At 74.5% G+C, this 24,990-nt stretch carries 25 protein-coding genes; 13 read left to right on the top strand and 12 right to left on the bottom strand.

The window, feature by feature from the left end:
* Positions 1-146: 146 nt before the first annotated feature.
* Positions 147-632, top strand: a complete 486-nt coding sequence (locus ACIGW2_RS20135) for a Fur family transcriptional regulator (RefSeq protein ID WP_391653451.1) — start codon at positions 147-149, stop codon at positions 630-632.
* Between the two features lie 64 nt (positions 633-696).
* On the opposite strand, the gene msrB is transcribed toward ACIGW2_RS20135, so the two are convergent.
* The 4 genes from msrB to ACIGW2_RS20115 all read right to left on the bottom strand — a co-directional run bounded on the left by msrB (position 697) and on the right by ACIGW2_RS20115 (position 4,022).
* Positions 697-1,104, bottom strand: coding sequence for a peptide-methionine (R)-S-oxide reductase MsrB (gene msrB / locus ACIGW2_RS20130; RefSeq protein WP_361580968.1), 408 nt, complete (start codon positions 1,102-1,104; stop codon positions 697-699).
* A gap of 12 nt (positions 1,105-1,116) precedes the next feature.
* A complete protein-coding gene (gene murC, locus ACIGW2_RS20125; RefSeq protein ID WP_391653452.1) occupies positions 1,117-2,508 on the bottom strand; it encodes a UDP-N-acetylmuramate--L-alanine ligase in 1,392 nt (463 codons plus the stop codon).
* A gap of 123 nt (positions 2,509-2,631) precedes the next feature.
* Positions 2,632-3,102, bottom strand: coding sequence for an indole-3-glycerol phosphate synthase (locus ACIGW2_RS20120; protein WP_356069815.1), 471 nt, complete (start codon positions 3,100-3,102; stop codon positions 2,632-2,634).
* 107 nt (positions 3,103-3,209) lie between these two features.
* Positions 3,210-4,022, bottom strand: coding sequence for a pyrimidine reductase family protein (locus ACIGW2_RS20115; RefSeq protein ID WP_391653453.1), 813 nt, complete (start codon positions 4,020-4,022; stop codon positions 3,210-3,212).
* Positions 4,023-4,100: 78 nt separating this feature from the next.
* On the opposite strand from ACIGW2_RS20115, the gene zapE reads away from it, so the two are divergent.
* The 3 genes from zapE (at position 4,101) to ACIGW2_RS20100 (ending at position 7,163) form a co-directional block, all read left to right on the top strand.
* Positions 4,101-5,180 carry a cell division protein ZapE gene (zapE, locus tag ACIGW2_RS20110; protein WP_391653454.1) on the top strand — a complete coding sequence of 360 codons (1,080 nt, stop codon included), beginning with the start codon at positions 4,101-4,103 and terminating at the stop codon, positions 5,178-5,180.
* Between the two features lie 33 nt (positions 5,181-5,213).
* The gene (locus ACIGW2_RS20105; RefSeq protein WP_356069808.1) at positions 5,214-5,639 is read left to right on the top strand and encodes an OsmC family protein; all 426 of its coding nucleotides are present in this window, start codon (positions 5,214-5,216) and stop codon (positions 5,637-5,639) included.
* 123 nt (positions 5,640-5,762) lie between these two features.
* Positions 5,763-7,163 carry an alkaline phosphatase PhoX gene (locus tag ACIGW2_RS20100; RefSeq protein WP_399844788.1) on the top strand — a complete coding sequence of 467 codons (1,401 nt, stop codon included), beginning with the start codon at positions 5,763-5,765 and terminating at the stop codon, positions 7,161-7,163.
* 36 nt (positions 7,164-7,199) lie between these two features.
* On the opposite strand, the gene ACIGW2_RS20095 is transcribed toward ACIGW2_RS20100, so the two are convergent.
* Positions 7,200-8,243 carry an oxidoreductase gene (locus tag ACIGW2_RS20095; RefSeq protein ID WP_399844786.1) on the bottom strand — a complete coding sequence of 348 codons (1,044 nt, stop codon included), beginning with the start codon at positions 8,241-8,243 and terminating at the stop codon, positions 7,200-7,202.
* 94 nt (positions 8,244-8,337) lie between these two features.
* On the opposite strand from ACIGW2_RS20095, the gene ACIGW2_RS20090 reads away from it, so the two are divergent.
* Genes ACIGW2_RS20090 through ACIGW2_RS20080 form a run of 3 tightly spaced genes read left to right on the top strand, consistent with a single transcriptional unit; the run spans position 8,338 to position 10,787 of the window.
* On the top strand, positions 8,338-8,964 hold the full coding sequence (locus ACIGW2_RS20090) for a TetR family transcriptional regulator (protein ID WP_399844784.1): 627 nt from the start codon (positions 8,338-8,340) through the stop codon (positions 8,962-8,964).
* A gap of 27 nt (positions 8,965-8,991) precedes the next feature.
* Entirely contained in the window at positions 8,992-9,867 is an 876-nt protein-coding gene (locus ACIGW2_RS20085) for a PPK2 family polyphosphate kinase (RefSeq protein WP_399844782.1), read from the top strand.
* A 38-nt stretch (positions 9,868-9,905) separates the two neighbouring features.
* Entirely contained in the window at positions 9,906-10,787 is an 882-nt protein-coding gene (locus ACIGW2_RS20080) for a polysaccharide deacetylase family protein (protein WP_399844781.1), read from the top strand.
* Positions 10,788-10,793: 6 nt separating this feature from the next.
* Here ACIGW2_RS20080 and ACIGW2_RS20075 read toward each other — a convergent pair whose 3' ends face one another.
* The 3 genes from ACIGW2_RS20075 to ACIGW2_RS20065 are packed head-to-tail and all read right to left on the bottom strand — an operon-like array spanning position 10,794 to position 12,939.
* Positions 10,794-11,444 carry an ABC transporter gene (locus ACIGW2_RS20075; protein WP_399844779.1) on the bottom strand — a complete coding sequence of 217 codons (651 nt, stop codon included), beginning with the start codon at positions 11,442-11,444 and terminating at the stop codon, positions 10,794-10,796.
* Positions 11,441-12,217 (bottom strand): ATP-binding cassette domain-containing protein, encoded by a 777-nt coding sequence (locus tag ACIGW2_RS20070; RefSeq protein WP_399844927.1) that lies wholly within the window; start codon positions 12,215-12,217, stop codon positions 11,441-11,443. Before ACIGW2_RS20070 ends, ACIGW2_RS20075 begins: the two co-directional genes overlap by 4 nt.
* Before the next feature lie 47 nt (positions 12,218-12,264).
* Positions 12,265-12,939, bottom strand: a complete 675-nt coding sequence (locus ACIGW2_RS20065) for an AIM24 family protein (protein WP_391653461.1) — start codon at positions 12,937-12,939, stop codon at positions 12,265-12,267.
* A gap of 199 nt (positions 12,940-13,138) precedes the next feature.
* Here ACIGW2_RS20065 and ACIGW2_RS20060 point away from each other — a divergent pair, with 199 nt between their 5' ends.
* From ACIGW2_RS20060 to ACIGW2_RS20050, 3 genes are all read left to right on the top strand, one after another.
* On the top strand, positions 13,139-13,834 hold the full coding sequence (locus ACIGW2_RS20060; protein ID WP_399844924.1) for a peptidyl-tRNA hydrolase: 696 nt from the start codon (positions 13,139-13,141) through the stop codon (positions 13,832-13,834).
* A 129-nt stretch (positions 13,835-13,963) separates the two neighbouring features.
* On the top strand, positions 13,964-15,382 hold the full coding sequence (locus ACIGW2_RS20055; RefSeq protein WP_399844776.1) for a DUF692 family multinuclear iron-containing protein: 1,419 nt from the start codon (positions 13,964-13,966) through the stop codon (positions 15,380-15,382).
* Positions 15,379-16,419 (top strand): TIGR04222 domain-containing membrane protein, encoded by a 1,041-nt coding sequence (locus ACIGW2_RS20050; RefSeq protein ID WP_399844774.1) that lies wholly within the window; start codon positions 15,379-15,381, stop codon positions 16,417-16,419. The genes ACIGW2_RS20055 and ACIGW2_RS20050 overlap by 4 nt, the downstream gene beginning before the upstream one ends.
* Here the strand turns inward: ACIGW2_RS20050 and ACIGW2_RS20045 are convergent.
* The gene (locus tag ACIGW2_RS20045) at positions 16,416-17,198 is read right to left on the bottom strand and encodes a hypothetical protein (protein ID WP_399844772.1); all 783 of its coding nucleotides are present in this window, start codon (positions 17,196-17,198) and stop codon (positions 16,416-16,418) included. The two genes, ACIGW2_RS20050 and ACIGW2_RS20045, sit on opposite strands and share 4 nt — an antisense overlap.
* A 124-nt stretch (positions 17,199-17,322) precedes the next feature.
* Here ACIGW2_RS20045 and ACIGW2_RS20040 point away from each other — a divergent pair, with 124 nt between their 5' ends.
* On the top strand, positions 17,323-18,093 hold the full coding sequence (locus ACIGW2_RS20040; protein WP_399844770.1) for a TIGR04222 domain-containing membrane protein: 771 nt from the start codon (positions 17,323-17,325) through the stop codon (positions 18,091-18,093).
* Positions 18,094-18,162: 69 nt separating this feature from the next.
* Entirely contained in the window at positions 18,163-19,851 is a 1,689-nt protein-coding gene (locus tag ACIGW2_RS20035) for an alpha/beta hydrolase (RefSeq protein ID WP_399844768.1), read from the top strand.
* 60 nt (positions 19,852-19,911) lie between these two features.
* Here the strand turns inward: ACIGW2_RS20035 and hemQ are convergent, their stop codons facing one another.
* Both hemQ and hemG read right to left on the bottom strand, forming a co-directional pair.
* Positions 19,912-20,625 carry a hydrogen peroxide-dependent heme synthase gene (gene hemQ / locus ACIGW2_RS20030; RefSeq protein WP_361580915.1) on the bottom strand — a complete coding sequence of 238 codons (714 nt, stop codon included), beginning with the start codon at positions 20,623-20,625 and terminating at the stop codon, positions 19,912-19,914.
* Positions 20,626-20,648: 23 nt separating this feature from the next.
* Complete coding sequence (hemG, locus tag ACIGW2_RS20025) at positions 20,649-22,166, bottom strand: protoporphyrinogen oxidase (RefSeq protein ID WP_399844922.1); 1,518 nt, start codon at positions 22,164-22,166, stop codon at positions 20,649-20,651.
* Positions 22,167-22,267: 101 nt separating this feature from the next.
* On the opposite strand from hemG, the gene ACIGW2_RS20020 reads away from it, so the two are divergent.
* Entirely contained in the window at positions 22,268-23,641 is a 1,374-nt protein-coding gene (locus tag ACIGW2_RS20020; RefSeq protein WP_361580909.1) for an FAD-dependent oxidoreductase, read from the top strand.
* 241 nt (positions 23,642-23,882) lie between these two features.
* On the opposite strand, the gene hemE is transcribed toward ACIGW2_RS20020, so the two are convergent.
* Complete coding sequence (gene hemE / locus ACIGW2_RS20015; RefSeq protein ID WP_399844765.1) at positions 23,883-24,959, bottom strand: uroporphyrinogen decarboxylase; 1,077 nt, start codon at positions 24,957-24,959, stop codon at positions 23,883-23,885.
* Positions 24,960-24,990 lie beyond the last annotated feature (31 nt).

Here is a 24,990-nt window from a genome sequence, read left to right as displayed (position 1 = left end):
GGGCTTTCCTTCCGCACCATTCCGGCTTGCACCCTCTTGGCTACTACTGGAGTCGATCCTATGCTGGACGGAGTCCAAGTCAAGATGACAGCCGGACTCATACGGATTTCTCGCGCCGCACGACTCGCGCAGCAAGGCTGGTGACCATGAGCAACCTGCTGGAACGGCTTCGCCGACGCGGCTGGCGGATGACCGCCCAGCGGCGCGTGGTCGCCGAGGTCCTCGACGGCGAGCACATCCACCTGACCGCGGACGAAGTGCTCGCCCGCGCCACCGCGAGACTGCCCGAGATCTCGCGCGCGACGGTGTACAACACGCTGGGCGAGCTGGTCTCGCTCGGCGAGGTGATCGAGGTCTCCAGCGTGGGCCGCGCCAAGCGCTACGACCCCAACGCCCACACGGCCCACCAGCACCTGGTCTGCGCGGGCTGCGGCACGGTCCGCGACGTGCACCCCGAGGGCGACCTCCTGGACGGCCTGCCGGCGGCGGAGCGCTTCGGCTTCACGGTGACGGCGGTGGAGGTCACCTACCGGGGCCTGTGCCCGGTCTGCGGGGCGGCGGACGGCGGCCCTGACGGCGGTACGGGCGGCGGCGGTCCGGACGGCGGGGATTCCGTGGCCGGAAACGGCTGAGCCGACCGGCGCGGGGCGCGCCGATCGGCTCGGGTGGTGCTGGTGCTGGTGCCCGTGCGGGGGCTCAGCTCTCGCTCGGCTCCAGCCGGAGCGAGATCGAGTTGATGCAGTACCGCTGGTCGGTGGGGGTGGGGTAACCCTCCCCCTCGAAGACGTGTCCGAGGTGGGAACCGCAGCGTGCGCAGCGGACCTCGGTGCGGATCATGCCGTGCGAGGTGTCGGCGACCAGCTCGACCGCCTCGCTGTCCTTCGGGTCGTAGAAGGACGGCCAGCCGCAGTGCGACTCGAACTTCTCCTCGGACGTGAAGAGCTCGGCGCCGCACGCCCGGCAGCTGTAGACGCCCTTGGTCTTGGTGTCCGTGTACTCGCCGCGGAAGGCCGGCTCGGTGCCGGCGAGCCGCAGCACCTGGTACTCGGACGGCGTCAGCTGGGCCTGCCATTCCTCGTCGGTCTTCTCGACCTCGTACGCCATGATGTGCGCTCCCTACTGCGAAAGCCGGTCCAGGATCCTCGGGCCCAGGTCGGTGACGTCGCCCGCGCCCATGGTCAGAACCAGGTCGCCGGGCTTCGCCATTCCCGCGACCACGTCCGGGACGGCCGCCTTGTCGTGCACGGGCGTGACGTCGGCGCCGGCCGCGCGGGCCGCGGCGACGATCAGCTCGCTGGTGATGCCCGGGATCGGGTCCTCCCGGGCCGGGTAGATGTCCAGGACCACGGACGCGTCCGCGAGCGCCAGGGCCTCGCCCATCTCCCGGCCCAGCTCCTGGGTGCGGGAGAACAGGTGCGGCTGGAAGACCACAAGCAGGCGGGAGGCCCCGGCGGCGCCGCGCATCGCCTCCAGGTCGGCGGTCATCTCGGTGGGGTGGTGCGCGTACGAGTCGATGACCTGCACGCCCGCGGCCTCGCCCTTGAGCTGGAGGCGGCGGCCCACGCCGGTGTAGGCGGTGAGCGCCTGGGCGAGCGCGGCCGGGTCGATGCCCGCGCGGGAGCCGGCGGCGAGGGCGGCGGCGGCGTTGTGGGCGTAGTGACGGCCGGGCACGGAGACGGTGAAGACGTGCTCGGCGCCGTCGAGGGAGACCGTGACCTCGCTCTTCATCCCGTTCGGGACGATCTTCAGGATGCGGGCGTCGGCGCCCTCGTCCTCGCCGACGGTGAGGACGCTCAGGCCCTCGCGTCCGGCGACCCGGCGGGCCAGCTCGCGGGCGCCCGCGTGCTCGCCGACGACCAGGGTGCCGCCGGGGCGGATCTTGGCGGCGAAGGCCTCGAAGGACTCGTAGATCTCGTCCATGGAGGCGTAGTTGGCGTGGTGGTCCAGCTCGACGTTGAGGACGATCGCCACGCTCGGGTCGTACTTCTGGAAGCTGCGGTCGCTCTCGTCGGCCTCGGCCACGAAGACCTCGCCCTCGCCGTGCCGGGCGTTGGTGCCGGGGCCCGCGAGGTCGCCGCCGATGGCGTACGAGGGGTCGAGGCCGAGCTCGGTGAGTGCGACGGCCAGCATCGAGGTGGTGGTGGTCTTGCCGTGCGTGCCGGCGACGGCGATCGCGCTGAGGCCGTCCATGAGGGAGGCGAGCGCGTCGGAGCGGTGCACGACCGGGATGCCGAGCTCGGCGGCCCGGGCCAGCTCGGGGTTGTCGGCGCGGATGGCGCTGGAGACGACGACGGCGGAGGCGTCGTCGGCCAGGTGCTCGGCGGCGTGGCCGATGTGCACGGTGACGCCCAGGGCGCGCAGCGCCTCGGCGGTCGCGGACTCCTTGGCGTCGCTGCCCGCGACCTTCGCGCCGCGCTGGGCGAGGATCTTCGCGATGCCCGACATGCCGGCACCGCCGATGCCGATGAAGTGCGGCCGTTCCATGGCGGCAGGGATGGCGGGTGCCATGCGGTTCTCTCCCCGGGTGCGTGTCTCGTTGTGCCTCGTTGGGCCTCGTTGCCTGAGGGCCAAGCCTAGTGGCTCGGGGTGGAGGGGCCGGGCGGGGCGCCGGGCCCCTCCACCGGGTGACGGTCAGTCGCTGTGTGCGAACAGCTTCAGGACCGGCACGCCGACCTTGTGGCGGGCCCGGGAGGCCCAGTCGCGGTGGAAGAACTCCTCCACGTAGTGCGGGGCGGTCAGCACGATGACCTCGTCCGCCCCGGAGTCCTCGACCACGGTCTTCATCCGGTCCAGGGGGTGGTCCTCGACCACCTGTCCGACGGCCTCGCAGCCCGCCGCTCTGAGCCCCTGCAGGGAGACCTCCAGGGCCTGCTCGGCGAGCGGCCGGGCCTCCTTGCCCTCCGGCTCGTCGCCCTCGCGGGCCGCCTCCTTCAGTTCGCCCATCGCGACGTCGTCGATGGCGCGCAGCAGTACATCGGCCTGGTCACCACGCGGCTGCATCAGAACGATGAACGAGACGCCCTCGTCACCGTGGAGCGTGGTGACGAAGTCCACGTCGGTGGACGTGAGGGGCTTCTCGATCATCAGAACGCTTGTGAACACCTCAGGGAGCCCTTCTGCGGAAACCATCCTTCCCCGTGGCCCCACGGGGATTTCGAGAGTGATTCTGCCCAGCGGACGCTAAGCGGAACGACAAATTCCGCCGATTGTCAGATCCGACGGTAGCGGGTGAAGAGGAAGCCGTCCTGCTCCAGCACCGACGCCACGGCGAAGCGTTTCGGAACCGCGACGGAAGGTCCTCCGGCGATCCGCTGCGCGGTGCCCGCCGTCATGGTCGGGGAGAGGGTCAGACACAGCTCGTCGAGCACCCCCGCGGCCACGAACTGCCCGAGCAGGCGCGGCCCGCCCTCGGTCAGCTGGCGGCGCAGCCCGCGCTCTTCGAGGGCCGCCACCGCGCGCTCCGGATCGACGCCCCGGTCGTCACCGGCGATCACCACCTCGGCGCCCGCCCGCTCGGCCTCGGCGCGGCGCTCCGCGGAGGATCCGGCCCCGGTCAGGACGAGGGTGGGGACCAGTGGCTCGGTGAAAAGCGGAAGCGAGAAGTCCAGGTCGAGCGAGGCGGTCACCACGGCGATCACCGGGGCCGGGCCCTGGCCGGCCGCCGCCCGGCGGGCCGCGAAGGCGTCCCTCGCCCGGGCCGGGCGGTAGCCCTCGCTCCGCACCGTCTCGGCGCCGACCACCACGACGTCGGCGAGCCCGCGCAGGGTGCCGAAGATCTTCATGTCGGCCTCGGAGGAGAGCGGCTGCGAGCGCCCGTCGTGCTGGCCCGCGCCGTCGAGCGAGGAGACCATGTTGGCCCGCAGCCAGCGCCCGGAGGCCGCCTCCGGAGGGTAGGCGTAGGCGTCGGCGAGCTCGTCGAGCGACCACTCGCGGTCACCGGCCGGCGTGTCGTCGGACTTCGTGTCGGGGGCCGGCGTGTCGTGGGCCGGCGCGTCGCGGACCGTCGCATCGTGGGCTGTCATGTCCGTCACAGGAAGCAGGCGTCGCATCCCGGCAGTCTGACACGGCGCTTACAGTGGATAACTGTGTCGACCCGTGCCATGACCGAAGCCGCCTCCACCGAGGCGACGGCCCCGCTCTCGCTGTGCTCCCGAGAGCCCCACGTCCCCGCCGACCGGCTGGTGGCGGAGATGGTGCCGCCGCCGCGGTTCGACGCGGTGCGCTTCGACACGTACATCCCGGACCCGAACCAGCCCAGCCAGATCGAGGCGGTCAAGGTCCTGAGCGACTTCGCCGAGGGCCTCGGCGGCGCGCACGCCACCGGCGCCGGCAAGCGCCGCTGGTTCTCCCGGGCGCCGAAGAAGCCCGCGGCGACCGGCCCGCGCGGGGTCTACCTGGACGGCGGCTACGGCGTCGGCAAGACCCACCTGCTCGCCTCCCTCTGGCACGCCACCCCGGCCGAGCCCTCGCTCAAGGCCTTCGGCACCTTCGTGGAGCTGACCAACCTGGTGGGCGCGCTCGGCTTCCAGCAGACCGTGCAGACCCTCAGCGGGCACCGGCTGCTGTGCATCGACGAGTTCGAGCTGGACGACCCGGGCGACACGGTCCTGGTCTCCACCCTGCTCGGCAAGCTGGTCGACGCGGGCGTGGCGCTCGCCGCCACCTCCAACACGCTGCCCGGCAAGCTCGGCGAGGGGCGCTTCGCCGCCGCCGACTTCCTGCGCGAGATCCAGGGCCTGTCGGCGCACTTCCGCCCGCTGCGGATCGACGGCGAGGACTACCGCCACCGCGGCCTGCCGGAGGCCCCCGCGCCGTACGACGACGAGACCGTCACCAAGACCGCGTACGCCACGCCCGGCGCCTCCCTCGACGACTTCCCGCACCTGCTCGAACACCTGGCCAGGGTTCACCCGAGCCGGTACGGGGCGCTGACGGACGAGCTGAGCGCGGTCTGCCTCACCGACGTGCGGCCGGTGCCCGACCAGTCGACCGCGCTGCGGCTCGTGGTCCTCGCCGACCGGCTCTACGACCGCGAGATACCGGTGCTCGCCTCCGGGCTGCCCTTCGACAAGCTGTTCAGCGACGAGATGCTGAACGGCGGGTACAAGAAGAAGTACTTCCGGGCGATCTCCCGGCTCACCGCCCTCGCGCGGGACGCGAAGGGGCTCGTCGCCGAGTAGCTTGGGGGCCATACCCGATCGAAAGGGATACACATGGCCACCGTGCGTCACGCCCACACCGTCTGGGAGGGCGACCTCCTCAAGGGCAAGGGCGTCGTCACCCTCGACTCCTCGAACCTCGGCTCCTACGACGTCACCTGGGCGTCCCGCGCCGAGCAGCCGGAGGGCCGGACCAGCCCCGAGGAGCTGATCGCCGCCGCGCACTCCTCCTGCTTCTCGATGGCCTTCTCCAACGGCCTCGCCAAGGCGGGCAACCCGCCGACCCGTCTGGAGACCAAGGCCGACGTCACCTTCCAGCCCGGTGAGGGCATCACGGGCGTCCACCTCACCGTGCGCGGCGAGGTGCCGGGCCTGGACGCGGAGCAGTTCCAGGCGCTGGCGGAGGACGCGAAGAAGAACTGCCCGGTGAGCCAGGCGCTCACGGGCACGACGATCACGCTGACGGCCGAACTGGCCTGATACGCGGGCGTTCTCGCGAGGCGACGTGCGACCCGCGTGGTTCACGTGTCACCACTGTGCGTGGTACACACATGCGGGTCACGCGTCACACACCTGTCCGCCAACAGGAAGTGGGTTGCCTCCATGTCCGCAACACGACGTCAGATCCTGGCCCGGACCGGCGCGTCCGTCGCCGGCATCGCCTTCACGGGCGCGCTCTCCGAACTGTTCGCCGGCACCGCCGTCGCCGCCCCGCTCTCCGGGGGCCACGCCGGGTACGGCCCGCTGGTCCCCGACCCGGCCGGGCTGCTGGACCTGCCCGCCGGCTTCTCGTACAAGGTGCTGTCCCGGCAGGGCGACCCGCTCCGCTCCGGCGAGGGGCCCGTCCCCAGCAACCACGACGGCATGGGCGCCTTCCCGGGCCGCCGCGGCCGGGTGCACCTGGTGCGCAACCACGAGAACCGGGTCACCGGCAGGATCGGCGTCCCGGTCGTCGACGGCCTGACCTACGACCCGGCCGCCAAGGGCGGCTGCACGGTCCTCACCCTCGACGGGCGGGGCGAGGTGCTCGACGAACGGGTCGCCGTCGCCGGCACCGCCGTCAACTGCGCGGGCGGGCCCACCCCGTGGCGCACCTGGCTGACCTGCGAGGAGACCGAGGACCGGGCCGGCACCAACGGCTACACCAAGGACCACGGCTTCATCTTCGAGGTGGACGGCGCCGATCCGCGCCGCACCGGCGCGGTGCCGCTGACCGCGATGGGGCGCTTCCAGCACGAGGCCGTCGCCGTCGACCCGGACAGCGGCATCGTCTACGAGACGGAGGACGCCTTCCAGCACCCCTTCGGCCTCTTCTACCGCTTCCTGCCCAAGAAGCCGCTCGGCGGCACCGGTTCGCTGCGCGCGGGCGGTGCCCTGGAGGCGATGCGGGTGCCGGGGGTGCCCGACCTGTCGGCGGTGAGGGAGCCGGGCACGTGCTTCGAGCGGATCGAGTGGGTGCCCGTACCGGACCCGCTGGCCACCGGCACGCCGATCCGGCACCAGGACTTCGGCCCGCGCGGGATCACCCACGCGCAGAAGCTGGAGGGGTGCTACTGGGGCGGCGACCCCCGGACCGGGGGCGCCGTGTACTTCGTGTCCTCCTTCGCCCGGACCAAGGACGGCTCGGCGGCCACCCACTTCGGACAGGTGTGGAAGTACGAGCCGGCCCGGCGCCGGCTCACCCTCGTCGTGGTCTTCGGCCCGGACACGGACGTGCGGCTGCCCGGCGAGTCGCCGGACAACATCTGTCTGGCGCCGACCGGCGGGCTCATGGTCTGCGAGGACGGGGACGGCGCGCAGCACGTGTTCGGGGTGAGCCGGAAGGGCGAGGTGTACCCGGTGGCGCGCGGCGCGCAGAACATCGGCACGCCGGACGCCCCGGAGTGGGGCGAGTTCGCCGGGGTGACGTTCTCGCCGGACGGCTCGACGATGTACGTGAACTGCTACACGCCGGGGACGACGTTCGCGGTGACCGGTCCCTGGTACCGGCCACCGGTCGGCTGACCAGACGGTCGGCTGAGCGGCTGACCGGCTGACGGGTCAGGCGAGGGCCGGGTAGCGGACCTCGGTCAGCTCCTCGGACAGTTCCCACAGGCGGCGGCCGGTCTCCGGATCGGTCGCCGCCGGTGCGTAGGCCACCGGCTTCGGCGCGCCGCGCAGCTCGCCGGGCCCGTCCGGCCCGAAGAAGGCGCCGCTCTCCACGCCGGGCGCGGTCGCCGCGTACAGCTGCGGCAGGGCGCCGGTCTCCGGGGCCTGGGCGAGCAGCGGGCCGAGGATCCGCCCGTAGAGCCAGCGGACGAGGGCGACCGGGGTGTCGTTCTGGAGGTTGGTGGCGGTGTAGCCGGGGTGGGCGAGCACGCTGGAGACGGGGCTGCCGGCGGCGGTCAGGCGGCGGTGCAGCTCGTGGCCGAAGACGGTGTTGGCCAGCTTGGACTGGCTGTAGTGGCCGGTCGGCGAGTAGCGGCGGGCGCCGTGGATGTCGCTGAAGTCGAGGGTGCCCTTGCGGTGCTGGATGCTGCTGACGGTGACGACCCGGGGCTCGTGGCCGGTGGTGGCGAGGTGGTCGAGCAGCAGCCCGGTGAGGGCGAAGTGGCCGAGGTGGTTGGCGGCGAACTGGAGCTCGTGGCCGTCGGCGCTGAGGGTGCGGGGCGGGGCCATGACGCCGGCGTTGTTGACGAGGACGTCGAGCCGGGGCCGCTCGGCGCGCAGCTTCGCGGCGAAGGCGCGGACGGAGCCGAGGTCGGCGAGGTCGATCCGGCGCACGTCGAGGCGGGCGCCGGGCAGCTCGCGGGTGATCGCGTCGGCGGCGGCGCGGCCCTTGGCCTCGTCGCGGACGGCGAGGACGACGTCGGCGCCGCGGCGGGCGAGGGCGCGGGTGGTGGCGAGGCCGAGGCCACTGTTGGCGCCGGTCACGACGAAGACGCGGCCGGTGAGGTCGGGGATGCGGTCGGCGTTCCACTTCGACGGGTCGGGCGCGTTCGACGGTGTGGTCTTGTTCGACGGCGCGTTCTTGTTCGACGCTCCGGTTTCGTTCGACGCTCCGGTCTCGTTCGACGGTTCGGTCTCGTTCGACGGTTCGGTCATGCGACACACGCTGCCGCTCGTGTCACTCAGTGTCAAGTACGACATGAAGGGTCACCTTCTTCGTCGAGTGACAGGCGGGCGCTAGGATCGGGGCATGACGACCTCCGACACCCCCGTCAGCCTGGCCGAGCGCAAGCGGCTCCTCGTCGCGGACGAACTGTCCGAGGCGGCGCTCCAGCTCCTCGCGCTCCGGGGCTTCGACGCGGTCACCGTGGACGAGATCGCGGCCGAGGCCGGCGTGTCGAAGCGCACCTTCTTCCGCTACTTCGCCTCCAAGGAGGACGTGGTCGTGCGCTTCCTGTCCGGGATGGGCACCGACATCCACGCGGCGCTCGCGTCCCGCCCGGCCGGCGAGCCCCCGTCGGCCGCGCTCCGGCACGCCCTGGCCGTCCCCCTGCTCGCCTGCACCGACCGCCACCCCGACCACGCGGCCCGCGCCCTGCGGGTGGTCCAGCTGATCCTGCGCACGCCGGCGCTCCTGGCCCGCTTCCTGGAGCGGCAGGCGGAGTGGCGCGAGGCGCTGGCGGGCGAGCTGGCCCGCCGCGAGGGCGTGGACCCGGCCGCCGACCTCTACCCACGGCTCGCCGCCGGCACCGCGCTGGTCGCCTTCCACACGGCGCTGGAACGCTGGGGCGCCAGCGACGCGGCCGAGGACCCGCTGAACCTGCTCGACCGGGCCTTCGCGGTGGTGGGACCGGCGCTGGACGCGCAGGATCGGTAGCACGAGACGGGCGGGAAGGGCGGGCGGATGCCAAAGAGGAAGCACGGCCGGGAGGACCGGGAGGAAACGTCCCTGCGGGAGCGGCTCCGGCTGCCCGTCGGCGAGCGGATCGACCTCTCCTCGTACGACGCGGGCGCGAGGCCCGGCGGCCCGGACGACAAGAAGACCGGCGTCGCGGCCACCGCGGTCCTCGCCCCGCGCCTCGCCGACCTCCAGGAACGCCTCTACGCGGCGAGCACCGCGGGCGACCGCCGACGGCTCCTCCTGGTCCTCCAGGGCATGGACACCAGCGGCAAGGGCGGCACGGTCAAGCACGTCATCGGCCACTTCAACCCCTCGGGCTGCCGCATCCGCGCCTTCAAGGCCCCGACCGAGGAGGAGCGGTCCCACCCCTTCCTCTGGCGGGTCACCCGGTCCCTCCCCGAGCCCGGCGAGATCGGCATCTTCGACCGCTCCCACTACGAGGACGTCCTCGTCGCCCGGGTCCGCGAACTCGCCCCGCCGCAGGAGATCGAGGACCGCTACACCGCGATCGACCGCTTCGAGCGCTCCCTCGCCGACGACGGCGTCACGATGATCAAGGTCTTCCTCCACATCTCCTACGAGGAACAGCGCGCCCGCCTCCTGGAGCGCCTGGACAACCCCGAGAAGCACTGGAAGTTCAGCCCGGGCGACATCGAGGACCGCGCCCTCTGGCCCGCGTACCAGCACGCCTACGAGACCGCCCTCGAACGCTGCGCCACCGCCCGCACCCCCTGGTACCTGGTCCCGGCGGACCACAAGTGGTACCGCAACTGGGCGATCAGCACGCTCCTGCTGGAACACCTGGAGGAGCTGGACCCGCGCTATCCGGAGGCGGGGTTCGACGTGGCGGAGTGCCGAAGACGACTGCTCGCCGGGTGATCAGATAATTTCCTTGGGTGACCATTCCTGTACGAAGAATGTCGGCACTTGTCCTGTTGGGTGCCGTGCTCGTCGGCTGCGGCGGGGGCGCCGCCGACACCCCGGCGCCCGCGAAAGCCTCCGCCTCACCCGCGAAGGCGGCCGGGACCGGGCAGCCCTCCACCTCTGCCTCGGCCGCCCGGCCGGGTGAGCCCGCCGCCGCCCCGCCCGTCCGCAAGGCGCCGCCCACGCTGGCGCCGGGGGCGGGCGGGCTCACGGCCGTGTACACGCACCGGGCCAAGAGCGCCGAGAAGGTCGTCGCGCTCACCTTCGACGCCGACATGACGGCCGACCAGGGGCCGCGTGCGGCGAGCGGCGAGCACTTCGACAACCCGCAGCTCATCGCCACCCTGCGGCGCCTGAAGGTGGACGCGACCGTCTTCATGACGGGCCGCTGGGCCGAGCAGTACCCGGACCAGGCGAAGTCCATCGGCACCGACCCGCGCTTCGAGATCGCCAACCACTCCTACAGCCACTATGCCTTCGCGGAGCCCTGCTACGGCCTGCCGACCGTCGCCCGGCCCGACATGGCCGCCGACGTGCAGCGCGCCTTCGACGCCTTCCGGGACGCCGGCGCCACCAACGTCGTGCCGTACTTCCGCTTCCCCGGCGGCTGCTACGACGACGCCGCCCGGCGCGCCCTCGCCCCGGCCGGGGTGACCGCGATCCAGTGGGACGTGGTGAGCGGCGACGCCTTCGCGAAGGACCCCGACGCCGTCGCCGACCAGGTCGTCGACGGGGTGAAGCCCGGCTCCCTGGTGGTCATGCACTGCACCCGCAGCGCCGCCCCGGTCACCGAGCAGGCGATCCGCCGGATCGTCCCCGAACTGCGGGCGAAGGGCTACCGCTTCGTGAAGGTCTCGGAACTGATGAGCCGCTGAGCGGTCTCATCCGTGCCGGGCCGTGGCCCGGCAGGCCAGGGCGACGGCCACCGACGCGAGGACCGGGGCGGTGGCCGCGGCGAGCCAGGGGAACGGGGCCGTGGTGGTGCGGGCGGCCGTGACCAGGGCGGAGACCGCGCCCGCGGCCGGCGAGCCCGGTGTGACCAGCGCGAGCAGCGAGCCGAGGAGCAGGGCCGTCAGGGACCAGCCGCGGGCCGGGACCAGGGGGCGGGTGGTGAGCGTGCCGACGGCGCCGCCGGTCAGGACGCAGACGCCCGCCGCGAGCAACCCCGAGGCCGCGGCGGTCACCGGGCGCACGCCCCGCGGGTCGGCCACCGCCGTCAGGACGAGCACCGTGACCGCGCCGACCAGCAGGACGGCTCCGGTCGCGGCGAGGACCGCCGCGAGGTGGGCGCGGGCACGGCCGGCCGCCGCCGCGACGACCGCGCGCGCGGCGGGCGGCTCCTGGTTGAGGCAGATCCGCACCGCCCAGGCCGCGACCGGCACGAGCCCGGCCACCGCGTAGCCGAGGGCCCCGAGCACCGGCTCGCCCGCCTGGACGCCGACGCCCACGAAGGCCGCGTACAGCAGAAAGGGCGCCAGCCAGCGCTGGGAACGCAGCAGCAGGGCCGCCTGGTATCGGACCAGCGCGCTCAACCCCGTACCCCTTCCCGCACCTCGGCCGTGACGGCCTCGACGTGCCAGCCCGCGTCGAGCAGCTCTCGCAGCACCGCGTCGGAGCGGTCGGCGTCCGCCGCGACGGTCAGCCGGCCGTCCTCCCCCGGCCTGCCGCCCGCCGGGAGTCCGGTGCCTCCGGAGGCGGTGATGCGGAGCCGGGGCGCGGGCGCCGGCGTCGGCGCCGGCGGCGGGTCGACGGGCCGGACCCGGCCGTCCGTCACCTCGTACACCGCGTCCGCCTCGCCCGCGAGCCGCCGCGGGTCGTGGTCCACGAACACCACCCGGCCGCCCGCGGCGACCCGCTCGCGCACCGCGCGGTCGAGCTCGGCGCGGGCACCGGTGTCGAGGCCGGTCCAGGCCTCGTCCAGGACGAGCAGGCCCGGTGCGGCGAGCAGCGCCTGGGCGACGGCCACCTTCTGGCTGGTGCCCTTGGAGAGCGCGGCGAGCGGGGTGTCGCGGTGGCCGGCCGCGTCGAAGCGCTCCAGCCACTCCCCCGCCGCCGCCCGCGCCGCGCGCCGGTCCAGGCCCTGGATGCGGCCGAGGTGTTCGAGGTAGCCGGCCGCGGTGAGCGGCAGCGCGGCGGGGAAGCGCTCGGGGACGTAACCGGTGCGGGCCGGGCGGCCGGTGATCCGGCCCTCGCCGGGCGCGTCGATGCCCGCGACCAGCCGCAGCAGGGTGGACTTGCCGCTGCCGTTGCCGCCGACGACCCGGACCAGGGCGCCGGCGGGCAGCACGAGGCTCACGGCGCGCAGCACCCGGGGCCCGCGCGGGCCGTAGCGGCGCCCGACCCCGTCGAGGATCAGTTGGACACCTTCTGCGGGGTCGCCTCGCTCGGGCGGACGATGACGAAGCCCTGCCCGTCCAGGCGCAGTTGGACCGCCTCGCCGGAGCCGCCGCGGATCATCGAGCCGAAGGACTGGGAGCGGTGCAGCGAGGTCTGCAGCTCTGCGCTCCAGCCGACGACCGCGTCGGTGTCGACGAAGACCGGGGCCTGCGGGGTGACCGGGATGACGATGGGGTGGCCCTCGCACATCAGGGCGAGCTTGCCGTGACCGGTGAAGACGCTGTTGAACAGGCCGCCACCGGTCATCCCGGCGCCCTTCACCGTCCTGATCTCGTAGTGCAGCGTGGCGTCGAAGCACAGCACGTTGCGCCCGTTGACGGTGAGCGCGTCGCCCTGCTCGATCTCGACGATGAAGCAGTTCTGCGCCTCGTGCGCGAACCAGGCCTCGCCCTGGCCGCGCACCGCCATCAGCGCGAGGCCCTCGCCGGTGACGGCGCGCTTGAGCAGGCCGCCGAGGCCCTGGCTCTTGTGCTCGAACTGCAGGTTCCCCCGGAAGGCGACCATGGAGCCCTGGCGGGCGTGCATCTCCCCGTTCACCGTGTACTTGACCGACTTGGCGTTCTGGAGGGTCATCCCCGGTATCGGCGCCGCCTCGGCGAGGTGTTCCTTGCTGAAAAGATCGCTCTTCATGGCAGGCATCCTGTCCCGGAACGTCCGGTTCCCACAAGGAACCCGTCCCGCGACCGGGCCGGGGCGGCGACGGTGGCAGACTTGCCCGGTGAGCAGCGACGACCTTGCCGACGACCGGACCCGCGACCACGACGACCGCGACGAGCGGGAGGACCGCGACAGCCGTGACAGCCGGGAGGACCGCGACTACGGCGACGACATGGGCACCGACCCCCGCGACGCGAAGCCGCAGTACGTCCTCCCCCTCGTGGTCCGCATCGAGCGGGCCGCGCCCCCGGCCCGTACCGACGCCCTGGAGACCTCGGCCCGCGCGGTCCTGGCGATCCTCGCCGACGAGCGCGCGCAGGGCGAGGGCGAATGGGCCCGGGCGATCGAGGACTGGGAGGACGCCCGGATCCGCAAGGTGGTGCGCCGGGCGCGCGGGGCGGAGTGGCGGCGCGCCGAGGCGCTGCCGGGCATCACGGTCACGGGCGCGGGCGGCGCGGAGGTACGGGTCTTCCCGCCGGTCCCGCTGGACGGCTGGCCCAAGGACCTGGCCCGGCTCCAGGTCTCGGGCACCGACCTGGACGACCCGGCGGAGCCCGGCCCGGTGGCGGCGGACGCGCCGGTGCTGTGGCTCAACCCCGCACTCGACATGTCCGCGGGCAAGACCATGGCCCAGACCGGCCACGGCGCCCAGCTCCTGTGGTGGCGCCTCTCCGACGCCGACCGCAAGGCCTGGCGCGCGGCCGGCTTCCCGCTCTCCGTCCGCACCGCGGACCCGGCCCGCTGGCCGCTGCTCACCTCCGGCGACCTGCCGCTGGTCCGGGACGCCGGGTTCACCGAGATCGCCCCCGGCTCCTGCACGGTGGTCGCCGAGTACCCGGCCCTGGGCATCCGCGCCGCCGACGCCTGAGCCCTGACGGGGGGGGCCACCGGTCGGCGCTCTCTTCGCGCGAACCTCAAATCAAGCTCTGAAGGTGCGCGGGTGCGGATTCGAACCACGGCTTCCGGGCCATCACCCCAGGGACCGAAGGAGGGGGACATGGGGGACGTGAAGAGGCTCGGGGTCGGCATCGGGTGGCGGCCGGAGATCGCGGAGGCGGTCGAGGGCCTGGCCGGGGTCGACTGGGTCGAGGTCGTCGCCGAGAACATCTGCGGGGACCACCTGCCCGACTCCCTGGCGCGGCTGCGGGCGCGCGGGGTGACCGTCGTGCCGCACGGGGTGTCGCTGGGGCTCGGCGGGGCCGACCGGCCCGATGCCGGGCGGCTCGACGCGCTGGCCCGCAAGGCGGAGCTGCTCGGCGCGCCGCTGGTGACGGAGCACATCGCCTTCGTACGGGCCGGGGGCGCGGTCACCGCGACGCCGCTCCTGGAGGCCGGGCACCTGCTGCCCGTGCCGCGCACCTGGGACGCGCTCGACGTGCTCTGCGAGAACGTGCGGATCGCACAGGACGCCCTGCCGGTGCCGCTCGCCCTGGAGAACATCGCCGCCCTGGTCGCCTGGCCGGGCGAGGAGCTGACGGAGGGGCAGTTCCTGGCCGAGCTGGTGGAACGCACGGGGGTGCGGCTCCTGATCGACGTGGCCAACCTGCACACCAACCACGTCAACCGGGGCGAGGACCCGGCCGAGGCGCTGGCCGCGCTGCCGGTCGAGGCCCTGGCCTACGTCCACGTGGCGGGCGGCCTGGAGCGCGACGGCGTCTGGCACGACACCCACGCCCACCCGGTGCCGCCGGCCGTCCTCGACGTGCTCGCCGAGCTGTGTGCCCGGGTCACGCCGCCGGGCGTGCTCCTGGAGCGGGACGACCGCTTCCCGGCACCGGAGGAACTGGCCGCGGAGCTGGCGGCGATCCGTACGACGGTGGAGTCCGCCGGCTCCGCGACGGGGTCCGCCCGGCGGCGGCCGCTGCTCATCGGCGCGGGCGCCCGGGCCTCGGGCGGCGCCATGCCGGCGGCGGCCCCGGGAGCGCCGGCGGCTCCGGCCGTCGCGACCGCTCCCGTGGCCCCGCCCCGTACGTCCGACCCGGCGGGGGCCCGCCAGCGGGTCGGGCTCGCCGAGGCCGCGCTGCTGTCCGCGCTGGTCGCCGGGACGCCCGCGCCGGAGGGCTTCGACGTGAAGCGGCTCGGCGTGCAGGGCCGGGCACTCGCGGCCAAGCGGGCGGACGTGGTCGCGAAGGTGGCGCCCGAACTGCCGGAGATCCTGGGCGGGGAGTACCGCCCGGCCTTCCTCACGTACGCCCGCAAGCGGCCCATGACCGACGGCTACCGGCACGACGCCCTCGACTTCGTCGAGTCGCTGCTGGTCGCCGGACTGCCCGCGGACGACAGCGCGCGCGAGCGGCTGACCGCCTGGTGGCGGGAGCGGGCGGGCATCCGGCCGCCCGGACCGGTGGCCCGGCTCGGGCACCGGATCCGTACCGCGCTCGCCCGGACCGCGCCCGGCGGGGGTGAGCACCGGTGAACGTCCTGGCCTTCCTCTACTACCTGGTGTTCGGGCCGCTCGCGGTCGTCCTCGTCGTCAAACTGCGCCGGATCCGGCGCGCCCCGGCCGGCGGCGCGGTCCACGACCGCTACGAGACGGCCTTCCTCAACGGCGGCCCGGCCCGGGTCGCCGACACCGCGATCACCGCGCTGCACTCCGACGGGCGGATCCTGGTCGGCGGCCCCGGCATCGTCCAGGTGCTGCGGGCGACCGCGTACGACCCGGTCGAACGGGCCGTGCTCCAGGAGCTGTCGGCCGCCCCGACGGCGGCGCTCGGGCCGCTGCGGTTCGCGGTGATGCGGCACCCGGCGGTGCAGGAGATCGGCGACGGGCTGGCCGCCCGCGGGCTGATCCTGGAGCCGCGGGTGCGCAACTCGGCCGCCGCGTGGGGCGGTGTCGTGCTCGTGGTCGGCTCGATCGCGACGCTGTTCTCGCTGGTCTTCACGCTGTTCGACCTCGTCGACTTCGGTCCGCCGCGGGTGCCGTTCCTCCTGAAGGTGCTGCCCGTGCTCGGCGTCGCGCTGCCGGCGGCCGTGATGTGCGCGGTCGCGGCGAAGCGGCGGGTCACCCCGGCGGGGCGGGCGGCGGTCGACGCGTTCACGCGCGCGCAGCCCTTCGCCGACCCGGCCCTGTTGGTGGCCCTCCAGGGCCTCCCGGGCCTGCCGGACCCGATGCTGCGGGAACAACTCGCCACCACCGCCCGCACCTACCGCCCGATGCCCCCCTACCGGCACCCGTACCCGGCCTCCACGTCCTCGTCCTCGTCGTCGTCCTCTTCGGACGCGGCGCTGATGCCCGTGATGTGGTGCGCCGCGGCGGCCGGTGGCGGAGGCGGCGGCTGCGGGGGCGGAAGCTCCTGCTCCGGCGGCAGCTCCTGCTCCGGGGGCGGCGGCGTCAGCGGCTGCTCCTCCTCCGGCGGCAGCTCGTGCTCGTCCTCCTCGGGCAGCTCGTGCGGATCGAGCAGCGGGTCGAGCTGTGGCTCCAGCAGCAGTTCGAGCTGCGGGTCGAGCTCCTAGCGGCCGCGTCGGCCCGGCCAGGTTCCCGGCCGGGCCGACGCGTCGCGCAGTTCGGGGCGCTTCTTGCGGTCGGTGCGGCCGGCGCGGAGGGCCTGGCGGATCTCCGCGGCGGTCCTGAGGGCGTGCTCGGTGGTGGCGGGTCCGGCCGTGCCGGGGACGAACCGGTTCTCGGGCTGCTGGCAGTACGGGCACGGCGAGTCGTCGTGGAGGAGGCGGCCGTCCTCGCAGGCGCGGTTCTCGCAGTGCCTGCGCCGGACGAGGTACTCGGCGATCTCCTGGGGCGCCCAGCGGCGCCGGTTGTCCTCGTCGCGCTCGTGGATGGCGTGGGACCAGCGGCCGTGCCAGCGGCGCTCGATCCGGTCGAGGAGCTGGGCCGGGGTCCGGTGGGCGAGTTCGGCGAACAGGATGTCGGGCAGGGTCGGCGGCAGCCGGTGGCCGAGGGCCTGGAGGAGCGGCTGCGGGAAGCCCTGCATGACGAAGCCGACCGGGTCCCGTCCGGGGCCGCGCCGCCACTTCCGACAGCCGCAGCCGCCGGTCTCGGGCAGGGCGTTGCCGCAGCGCGCGCAGACTCCGCGGCACTCCGCGCACAGGCCGCGGTCGAGCCCCTGGAGGTGCGGCGCCGGCGCGCGGCCGCAACTCTGGCAGCACGCGGCGCACAGACCGCAGAGGCGTTCGTCGCCGACCCGGGTGGCCCAGGGGCGCTGCTGACAGCGGCAGCAGAGGTGGACCTTGCAGAAGTCGCCGTGGGCGCCTTCGTAGCGGCCGAGGTTGTCGAGCATCTCAGGTTCTCCCGTGGGTTCGTGCCGTCCCCATGATTCCGGACCGCCGCGGCCGGCCGGACGGGTTTGCCCCGAAGTCCCGCTTCCGGTGGCGGCCCCGGGGCCGCTCCCGTAGAACCGGACCATGCTGTGGGTCCCGCTGCTCCTGCTCGCCGTCCTGGTCACCGGCATCGCCTGCGCGCGGGCCTGCCGGGACGCCGTCACGGTCGATCTGCTCGGGCGGGAGGCGGCCCCGGGGCTGACCGTCCTGGAGGCGGCCTATCTCGCGGGCGGGCCGCTGCGGGTCGCCGATCTCGCGCTGGTGAGCCTGCACCGGGCGCGGCTCGTGCTGCTCGCGCACACCGGCTGGGTGACGGTGGTGGACCCGGACGGCGGACGGGACGAGGTGGAGCGGGCGGTGCTGCTGGCGATCGGCGCGGAGGGGCAGGCGCCGGTTCCGGTGGTGCGGCCGCGGGTGGCCGGGGCGGAGTGCGTACGGGCGCTGGCGGAGGGCCTGGTGGCGCGCGGTCTCGCGCTGCCGGAGCCGGTGCGGCGGGCGACGGCGGCGGGCGGCCGGGGGCTGCGGGCCGCGTTCCTGCTGACCCTGGGGCTGGGCGCGGTGGCGGCACTGCTGGTGCCGGTGGAGCAACGCGGCCCGGTCCTGGCCTGGTTCGCGCTGCCGCTGGTCGCGGGCGGGCTCTGCCTGCTCGTCGCCCGGGCCGACGCGCCCGCCGGCTGGGCCTCCCCCGCCGGGCGCCGGCTGCTCGCGGAGCTCTCGCGGCGGGACCCGATGACGGCGCTGGCCCGCCGCGGCACGGGGGTGCTGGAGCCGGGGCTGCGGGCGGCGTTCCGGGCACCCGTCCGGACGTCCCTCTGGGCCGCCTTTCGGGGACATGACACCCGACACCTGCCGTAGATCCTTTACTTGTGCGGTGCGCTGGGGTCCGCTGAAGCCCCGTCCCACGGCACCAAGAAGGGGATGCGCATGAAGTCCGTCGCGCTGCTGCTGTCCGCTCTCTTCGCCCCCACCGCCGTCGTCCCCGCCGCCGCGGCCGTCCCCCGCGCCGACGCCCCGCCCGCCGAGAACCGCGGCGTCGCCGCCGCCGCCCGGGCCGCCGCGGCCGAGGGGATCGCCTTCGGGCCGTGCCCGAAGGCGGAGCGGCTGCCGGCGCCGGTGGAGTGCGGCACGGTGAGGGTGCCGCTGGACTACGCCCACCCCGACGGCACCCGCATCCCGCTGACGGTGAGCCGGGTGCGGGCCTCGGGCCCGGCGTCCGGCCGGCAGGGCGCGCTCGTCTACAACCCGGGCGGGCCCGGCGCCTCCTCGACGTACTTCCCGCTGGTCGCCGGGCTCCCGGCCTGGCAGCGCGTCTCCGCCGCGTACGACCTGGTCGGCTACGCCCCGCGCGGGGTGGGCCGTTCGGCGCCGGTCTCCTGCCAGGACCCGGCGGACCGCGCGAAGGGGCCGACGCTCGCGCCGACGGTGCCCTCGGAGGTGTTCAAGCAGGAGCGGATCGCCCGCGCCCGCACCTACGCCCAGGGCTGCGCCCGGCGCACCGGCGCCGCGCTGCGCCACTACCACTCGCTGAACAACGCCCGTGACCTGGAGGTGCTGCGGGCGGCTCTCGGCGAGCGGCGCCTGACGTACATGGGCGCGTCCTACGGCACGTACTTCGGGGCGCTGTACGCCGCGCTGTTCCCGCACCGGGTGCGCCGGATGGTCTTCGACGCGCCGGTGAACCCGGCGCCGGAGCAGATCTGGTACGTGAACAACCTCGACCAGTCCCTCGCCTTCGAGCGCCGCTGGGCCGACTTCCGGACCTGGGCGGCGAAGCACGACGCGGTGTACGGGCTCGGCGCGACGGCCGCCGAGGTGGCGCGGAACTACGAGAAGGTGCGGGCCGAGCTGGCGGCGGCGCCGGCCGGCGGCACGGTCGGCCAGGGCCAGCTGCACTCGGCGATGCTCCAGGCGCTGTACGACGACCGCTTCTGGGCCGCGCGGGCGGGCGCCCTCGGCGCGTACCTGAAGGGCGATCCGAAGCCGCTGGTCGCGCAGGCGGGTCCGGCCGCCCCGCCGCCCGGCCGCGCCGAGGGCGCCGAGCTCCCCGATCCGGGGAACGCGGCGGCCGTCTACACGGCGGTGGAGTGCAACGACGCGCCGTGGCCGGGGGACTTCGCGCTGTGGGACCGGGACAACACCCGGCTGGCCCGGCTGGCACCGTTCGAGACCTGGGACAACGTGTGGGCGAACCTGCCCTGCGCCTACTGGAAGGGGCCGCGGCAGAAGCCGCTGGACGTGCGGACCGGTCCGGGCGTGCTGCCGCCGGTGCTGATCCTGGCGGCGGAGCGGGACGCGGCGGCACCGTACGAGGGGGCGCTCGAACTGCAGCGGAGGCTGGCCGGTGCGGCGCTGGTCACCGAGCGGGACGCCGGCTCGCACGGCATCGGGGGCGGCGCGAACTCCTGCGTGAACGCCCACCTGGAGCGCTATCTGCTCGACGGGGCCGTGCCCTCGGCGATCCGCGTGCCGGAGGAAGGGACGCCGGTGCGGCGCGCGTCATGCGCGCCGCACCCGGAGCCGGACCCGGTGTCGCTGGAGCGGCAGGCGAGGCTTCGCCCGCCGTCTGATCTTCCGGGTCGAGGGGTCGCCGCACGGCTGGACGCCGGGCGGTGACCGGGCACGGAGGGACCGTCCGGCGCCTGTTCACGGCCGGACGGGTCCCGCGGGCGGCCGTCAGGCCAGGCCCGCCACCAGGTCCGCGACGCTCTTGCGGCGGCCGGTGAAGAACGGGACCTCCTCGCGGACGTGCATCCGCGCCTCGGAGCCCCGCAGGTGGCGCATGAGGTCGACGATGCGGTGCAGCTCGTCGGCCTCGAAGGCCAGGATCCACTCGTAGTCGCCCAGCGAGAACGAGGCGACCGTGTTGGCGCGCACGTCCGGGTAGCCGCGGGCCATCTTGCCGTGGTCGGCGAGCATCCGGCGGCGGTCCTCGTCCGGCAGCAGGTACCAGTCGTAGGAGCGGACGAAGGGGTAGACCGAGACGTAGTCGCGCGGGGTCTCGTCGGCCAGGAAGGCCGGGATGTGCGACTTGTTGAACTCGGCGGGGCGGTGCAGCGCCATGTTCGACCAGACCGGTTCCAGGGCGCGGCCCAGCTTGGTGCGACGGAAGAGGTTGTACGCCTCCTGGAGCTCGTCGCTCGTCTCGGCGTGCCACCAGATCATGACGTCGGCGTCGGCGCGCAGACCGGACAGGTCGTACGTGCCGCGGATGGTGATGTCCTTGGCCGCGAGCTGGTCGAACAGCTCCTGGACCTCGTCCGCGTAGCCGGCGCGGTCCTCGGGCAGAACGTCGCGCAGCTTGAACACGGACCACAGGGTGTAGCGGATGACCTCGTTGAGGTCCTTCGCCTTCTTACCGGCGTTCGGGATCTTTTCGGGCGCACTCATACGCCTATTCTCGCCCGTCACGGTCAGTGCCCCGCACCAGGGTCGGTGGTTTTCGACGTGGCGATGATCTCGTCGGCCGCGCGCTCGGCGGAGGCGACGCAGGCGGGGATGCCCACGCCCTCGTAGACGGCGCCCGCGAGGGCGAGGCCGGGCAGGCCGGCGACGGCCGCGCGGATCCGCTCGACCCGCGCGAGGTGGCCGACCGGGTACTGGGGCAGGCCGCCGATCCAGCGGGTCACGGTGGTGGCGACGGGCCGGGCGGCGAGGCCGGTGGCGGCGGCCAGGTCCTTGAGGGAGACGTCGACGAGGTCGGCGTCCTCCCGGTGCACCTGCTCCTCCTCGCCGTGCCGCCCGACGGAGGTGCGCAGCACGAGGAGGTCGGGGGCGGCCTCGTCGACCCAGCGCCACTTGCGGCTGGAGAAGGTGGAGGCCTTGATGGTGTGCCCGTCGACCGGTGGCACGAGGAAGCCGGAGCCCGGCAGGGCCGGGCCGTCCTGGACGTCCGCGCGCCGGAAGGCGAGGGTGACCAGGGCCATGGAGGCGTACTCGACGGCGCCGAGCTCGGCCGCCGCGGCCGGGGCGTGGGCGGCGAGCAGCGCGGCGGCGGGCCCGGCGGGGGTGGCGAGGACGACGGCGTCGGCGGTGTACGTGCGCTCCGGGGTCACGACCTGCCAGCGGCCGGTGCTCGCGCCGCCGTGGCTCGCGCCGCCGTCGCTTCCGCCCGTGCGGCGCAGTTCCGTGACCGGGGTGCCGGTCCGGATCGTGCCGCCGGCGGCGCGGACCGCGTCGGCGACGGCGAGCGGCAGGGTGCCGACGCCGCCCTCGATGCCGGCGAACGCGGCGCCGCCGAGGCCGCCGCCGGCCAGGCCCGTGCCGGCGCCGGCCGCGTCGGTGGGGGTCGCGGCGCCGGCCCGCTGCACGGCGCGGACGGCCTCGTGGAGCGTGGGGTGCCGGCGGGCGGCGGCGAACAGCGCGGGCACCGCGGCCCGCATCGAGATCCGGTAGGCGTCGCCCGCGTACACCCCGCCGAGGAGGGGTTCGACGAGCCGGTCGACGACCTCGTGGCCCATGCGCTCGGCCACGTAGGCGCCGATGGCGACGTCCTCGCCGACCTCGGTGGGCGGCAGTGCGGCGTCCCGCCCGATCCGCTCCACCCCGGCGGCGGACAGCAGCCCGGCGAGGGCGTTCCCGTCGGCCGGGACGCCCATCACGTGCCCCTTCGGCATCGGCACCAGCGCGCCCCGCGACCACACCGAGGCGGTGGTGGTGGCGGGGGCCTGGACGCGGTCGGCCAGGCCGACCCGCTCGGCGAGCGCGACGGCCTCGGGGCGGCGGGCCAGCAGCGACTCGGCGCCGAGGTCCACCGGCGCCCCGGCGATCTCCCCGGCGCGCAGCTTCCCGCCGAGCCGGTCGCCGCCCTCCAGGAGGGTCACCCGGGCGCCTGCCGTGACGAGTCGGTGCGCCGCGGCGAGACCGGAGATGCCGCCGCCCACGACGACGACCTCGGGACCGCCCGCGGCCTGCTGCGCGTGCGCGTTCATGGGGCTCATGGGACCACTCTCTCAAATCGCCCGGTGTGGCCGGTTCCGGGCCCTGGCCGAAGGCCCCCCGCCGAACGGGCCCTGCGCCGTAGCGTGTTCGTATGAGCGAACGACTGGTGGTCATCGGGGGCGACGCGGCGGGCATGTCGGCCGCCTCGCAGGCGCGCAGGCTCAAGGGGCCGGAGGAACTGGAGATCGTCGCCTTCGAACGGGGGCACTTCACCTCGTACTCGGCGTGCGGCATCCCGTACTGGGTGGGCGGGGACGTCCCCGTACGGGACAAGCTGATCGCCCGCAGCCCGGAGGAGCACCGGGCCCGGGACATCGACCTGCGCGTCCGGACCGAGGTGACCGAGATCGACCTGCCCGGACAGCGGGTGCGCAGCCGGGACCTGGAGTCGGGCACGGAGGAGTGGACCGGCTTCGACAAGCTGGTGATCGCGACCGGGGCGCGGCCGCTGCGCCCGCCGCTGCCGGGCATCGACGCGCCGGGCGTGCACGGGGTGCAGACCCTGGACGACGGGCAGGCGCTCCTGGAGTCCCTGGACCGGGCCAAGGGCCGGCGGGCGGTCGTGGTCGGCGCCGGGTACATCGGCGTCGAGATGGCGGAGGCGCTGCTCGGCCACGGCTTCGAGGTGACGGTCCTCAACCGCGGCGAGCAGCCGATGGCCACCCTCGACCCGGACATGGGGCGCCTGGTGCACGAGGCGATGGACGGCCTCGGCATCACGACCGTCGGCTCGTCGCCGGTGCGCAAGGTCCTCACCGGCGAGGACGGCCGGGTGCGGGCGGTGGCGACGGACTCCGGCGAGTACCCGGCGGACGTGGTCGTGCTCGGCACCGGCGTGGTGCCGGAGACCACGCTCGCGCGGGCGGCGGGGCTGCCCCTCGGCGCGTACGGCGGGCTGCTCACCGACCTGTCCATGCGGGTGCGCGGCCAGGAGAACGTGTGGGCGGGCGGCGACTGCGTGGAGGTCCTGGACCTGGTCTCGGGCCGGGAGCGGCACGTGGCGCTCGGCACCCACGCCAACAAGCACGGCCAGGTGATCGGTTCGAACGTGGGCGGCGGCTACGCGACCTTCCCGGGCGTGGTGGGCACGGCCGTGTCGAAGGTCTGCGACCTGGAGATCGCCCGGACCGGGCTGCGCGAGAAGGACGCCCGCGAGGTGGGCCTGCGCTACGTCACGGTCACGGTGGAGTCGACCAGCCGCGCGGGCTACTACCCGGGGGCGGGCCTGATGACGGTGAAGATGCTCGCGGAGCGCCGCACCGGCAAGCTGCTCGGCGTGCAGATCGTGGGCCGCGAGGGCGCGGCGAAGCGGGTGGACATCGCGGCGGTGGCGCTGACGGCCGGGATGACGGTGGACCAGATGACCGCCCTCGACCTGGGCTACGCCCCGCCGTTCTCCCCGGTGTGGGACCCGGTCCTGGTGGCGGCCCGCAAGGCGGTGACGGCGGTACGGGCGGCTGGGTAGCCCCGTCCGCGAGGTGCCGGGGACGGCCGCCGTACGGGCGGCGGGCGCCCCGGGCGGAGCAGTCACGTGCGGTGACGGATTGCGGGCCGGGTCTCACCGTGGGTGACTGGGTTCATGACTCGCACGAACAGCACCGCGCCGCGCGCGCCCGGCCCCGCCCGTCAGCTCATACCCCGGACCGCCCCGGCCGCCGGAGTCGCCCCGGCGGCCGGGGCGCCCCCGGCTCGCGCCCGGAAGGCCCTCAGCGGGCCGTCCGGGTGTGCACGTGGTCGACCAGGCGGGTGAGCGCGTCCGGGTCGGTCGTCGGCAGCACCCCGTGACCGAGGTTGAAGACGTGCCCCTCCAGTCCCCGCGCGGCGGCCAGGACCTCGTCCGTCTTGGCCTCCACCGCCTCCCGGGTCGAGAACAGCACGGCCGGGTCGAGGTTGCCCTGGAGCGCCTTGCCCGGTCCGACCCGGCGGGCGGCCTCGTCCAGCGGGACCCGCCAGTCGACGCCCACCACGTCGGCGCCCGCCTCGCCCATGAGGCCGAGCAGCTCGCCCGTACCGACACCGAAGTGGATGCGCGGGACGCCGTAGCCGGCGACCGCGTCGAAGACCTTCGCCGAGGCCGGCATGACCGAGCGGCGGTAGTCGGCGGGGGCGAGGGCGCCGACCCAGGAGTCGAAGAGCTGGACGGCCGAGGCGCCGGCCTCGATCTGCACCTTGAGGAAGGCCGAGGTGATCCCGGCGAGACGGTCGAGCAGATCGGCCCACAGCTGCGGGTCGCCGTACATGAGCGCCTTGGTGTGCTCGTGGTTGCGCGACGGGCCGCCCTCGACGAGGTAGCTCGCGAGGGTGAAGGGGGCGCCGGCGAAGCCGATCAGCGGGGTGGCGCCGAGCTCGGCGGTGAGCATGCCGATGGCCTCGGTGACGTAGTGCACGTCCTCCGGGGTGAGGTCGCGCAGCCGGTCCAGGTCCGCGCGGGTGCGGATGGGCTCGGCGACGACCGGGCCGACGCCGGGCTTGATGTCGAGGTCGACGCCGGTGGCCTTGAGGGGGACGACGATGTCGCTGAAGTAGATCGCCGCGTCGACCTTGTGCCGGCGCACCGGCTGCAGCGTGATCTCGGTGACCAGCTCGGGCCGCATGCAGGACTCGAGCATGGGGATGCCCTCGCGGACCTTGAGGTACTCGGGCAGGGACCGGCCGGCCTGCCGCATGAACCACACCGGGGTGTGCGGCACGGCCTCCCGCCGGCACGCCTTGAGGAAGGCGGAGTCGTACGTCTGCGGCTGGTGCTTCGTCTGCTGCCCCTCGGGGCCGTGGTTGGCGCTCACGACCAGAATCTTCGCATGTGGCGAGAAGCCG

Source organism: Streptomyces sp. NPDC053541 (assembly GCF_044544705.1).
In the GTDB taxonomy this organism is placed as follows: Bacteria; Actinomycetota; Actinomycetes; order Streptomycetales; family Streptomycetaceae; genus Streptomyces.
Note: the sequence above shows the minus strand (reverse complement) of the source record. Positions and strands in the feature narration are given on the sequence as shown.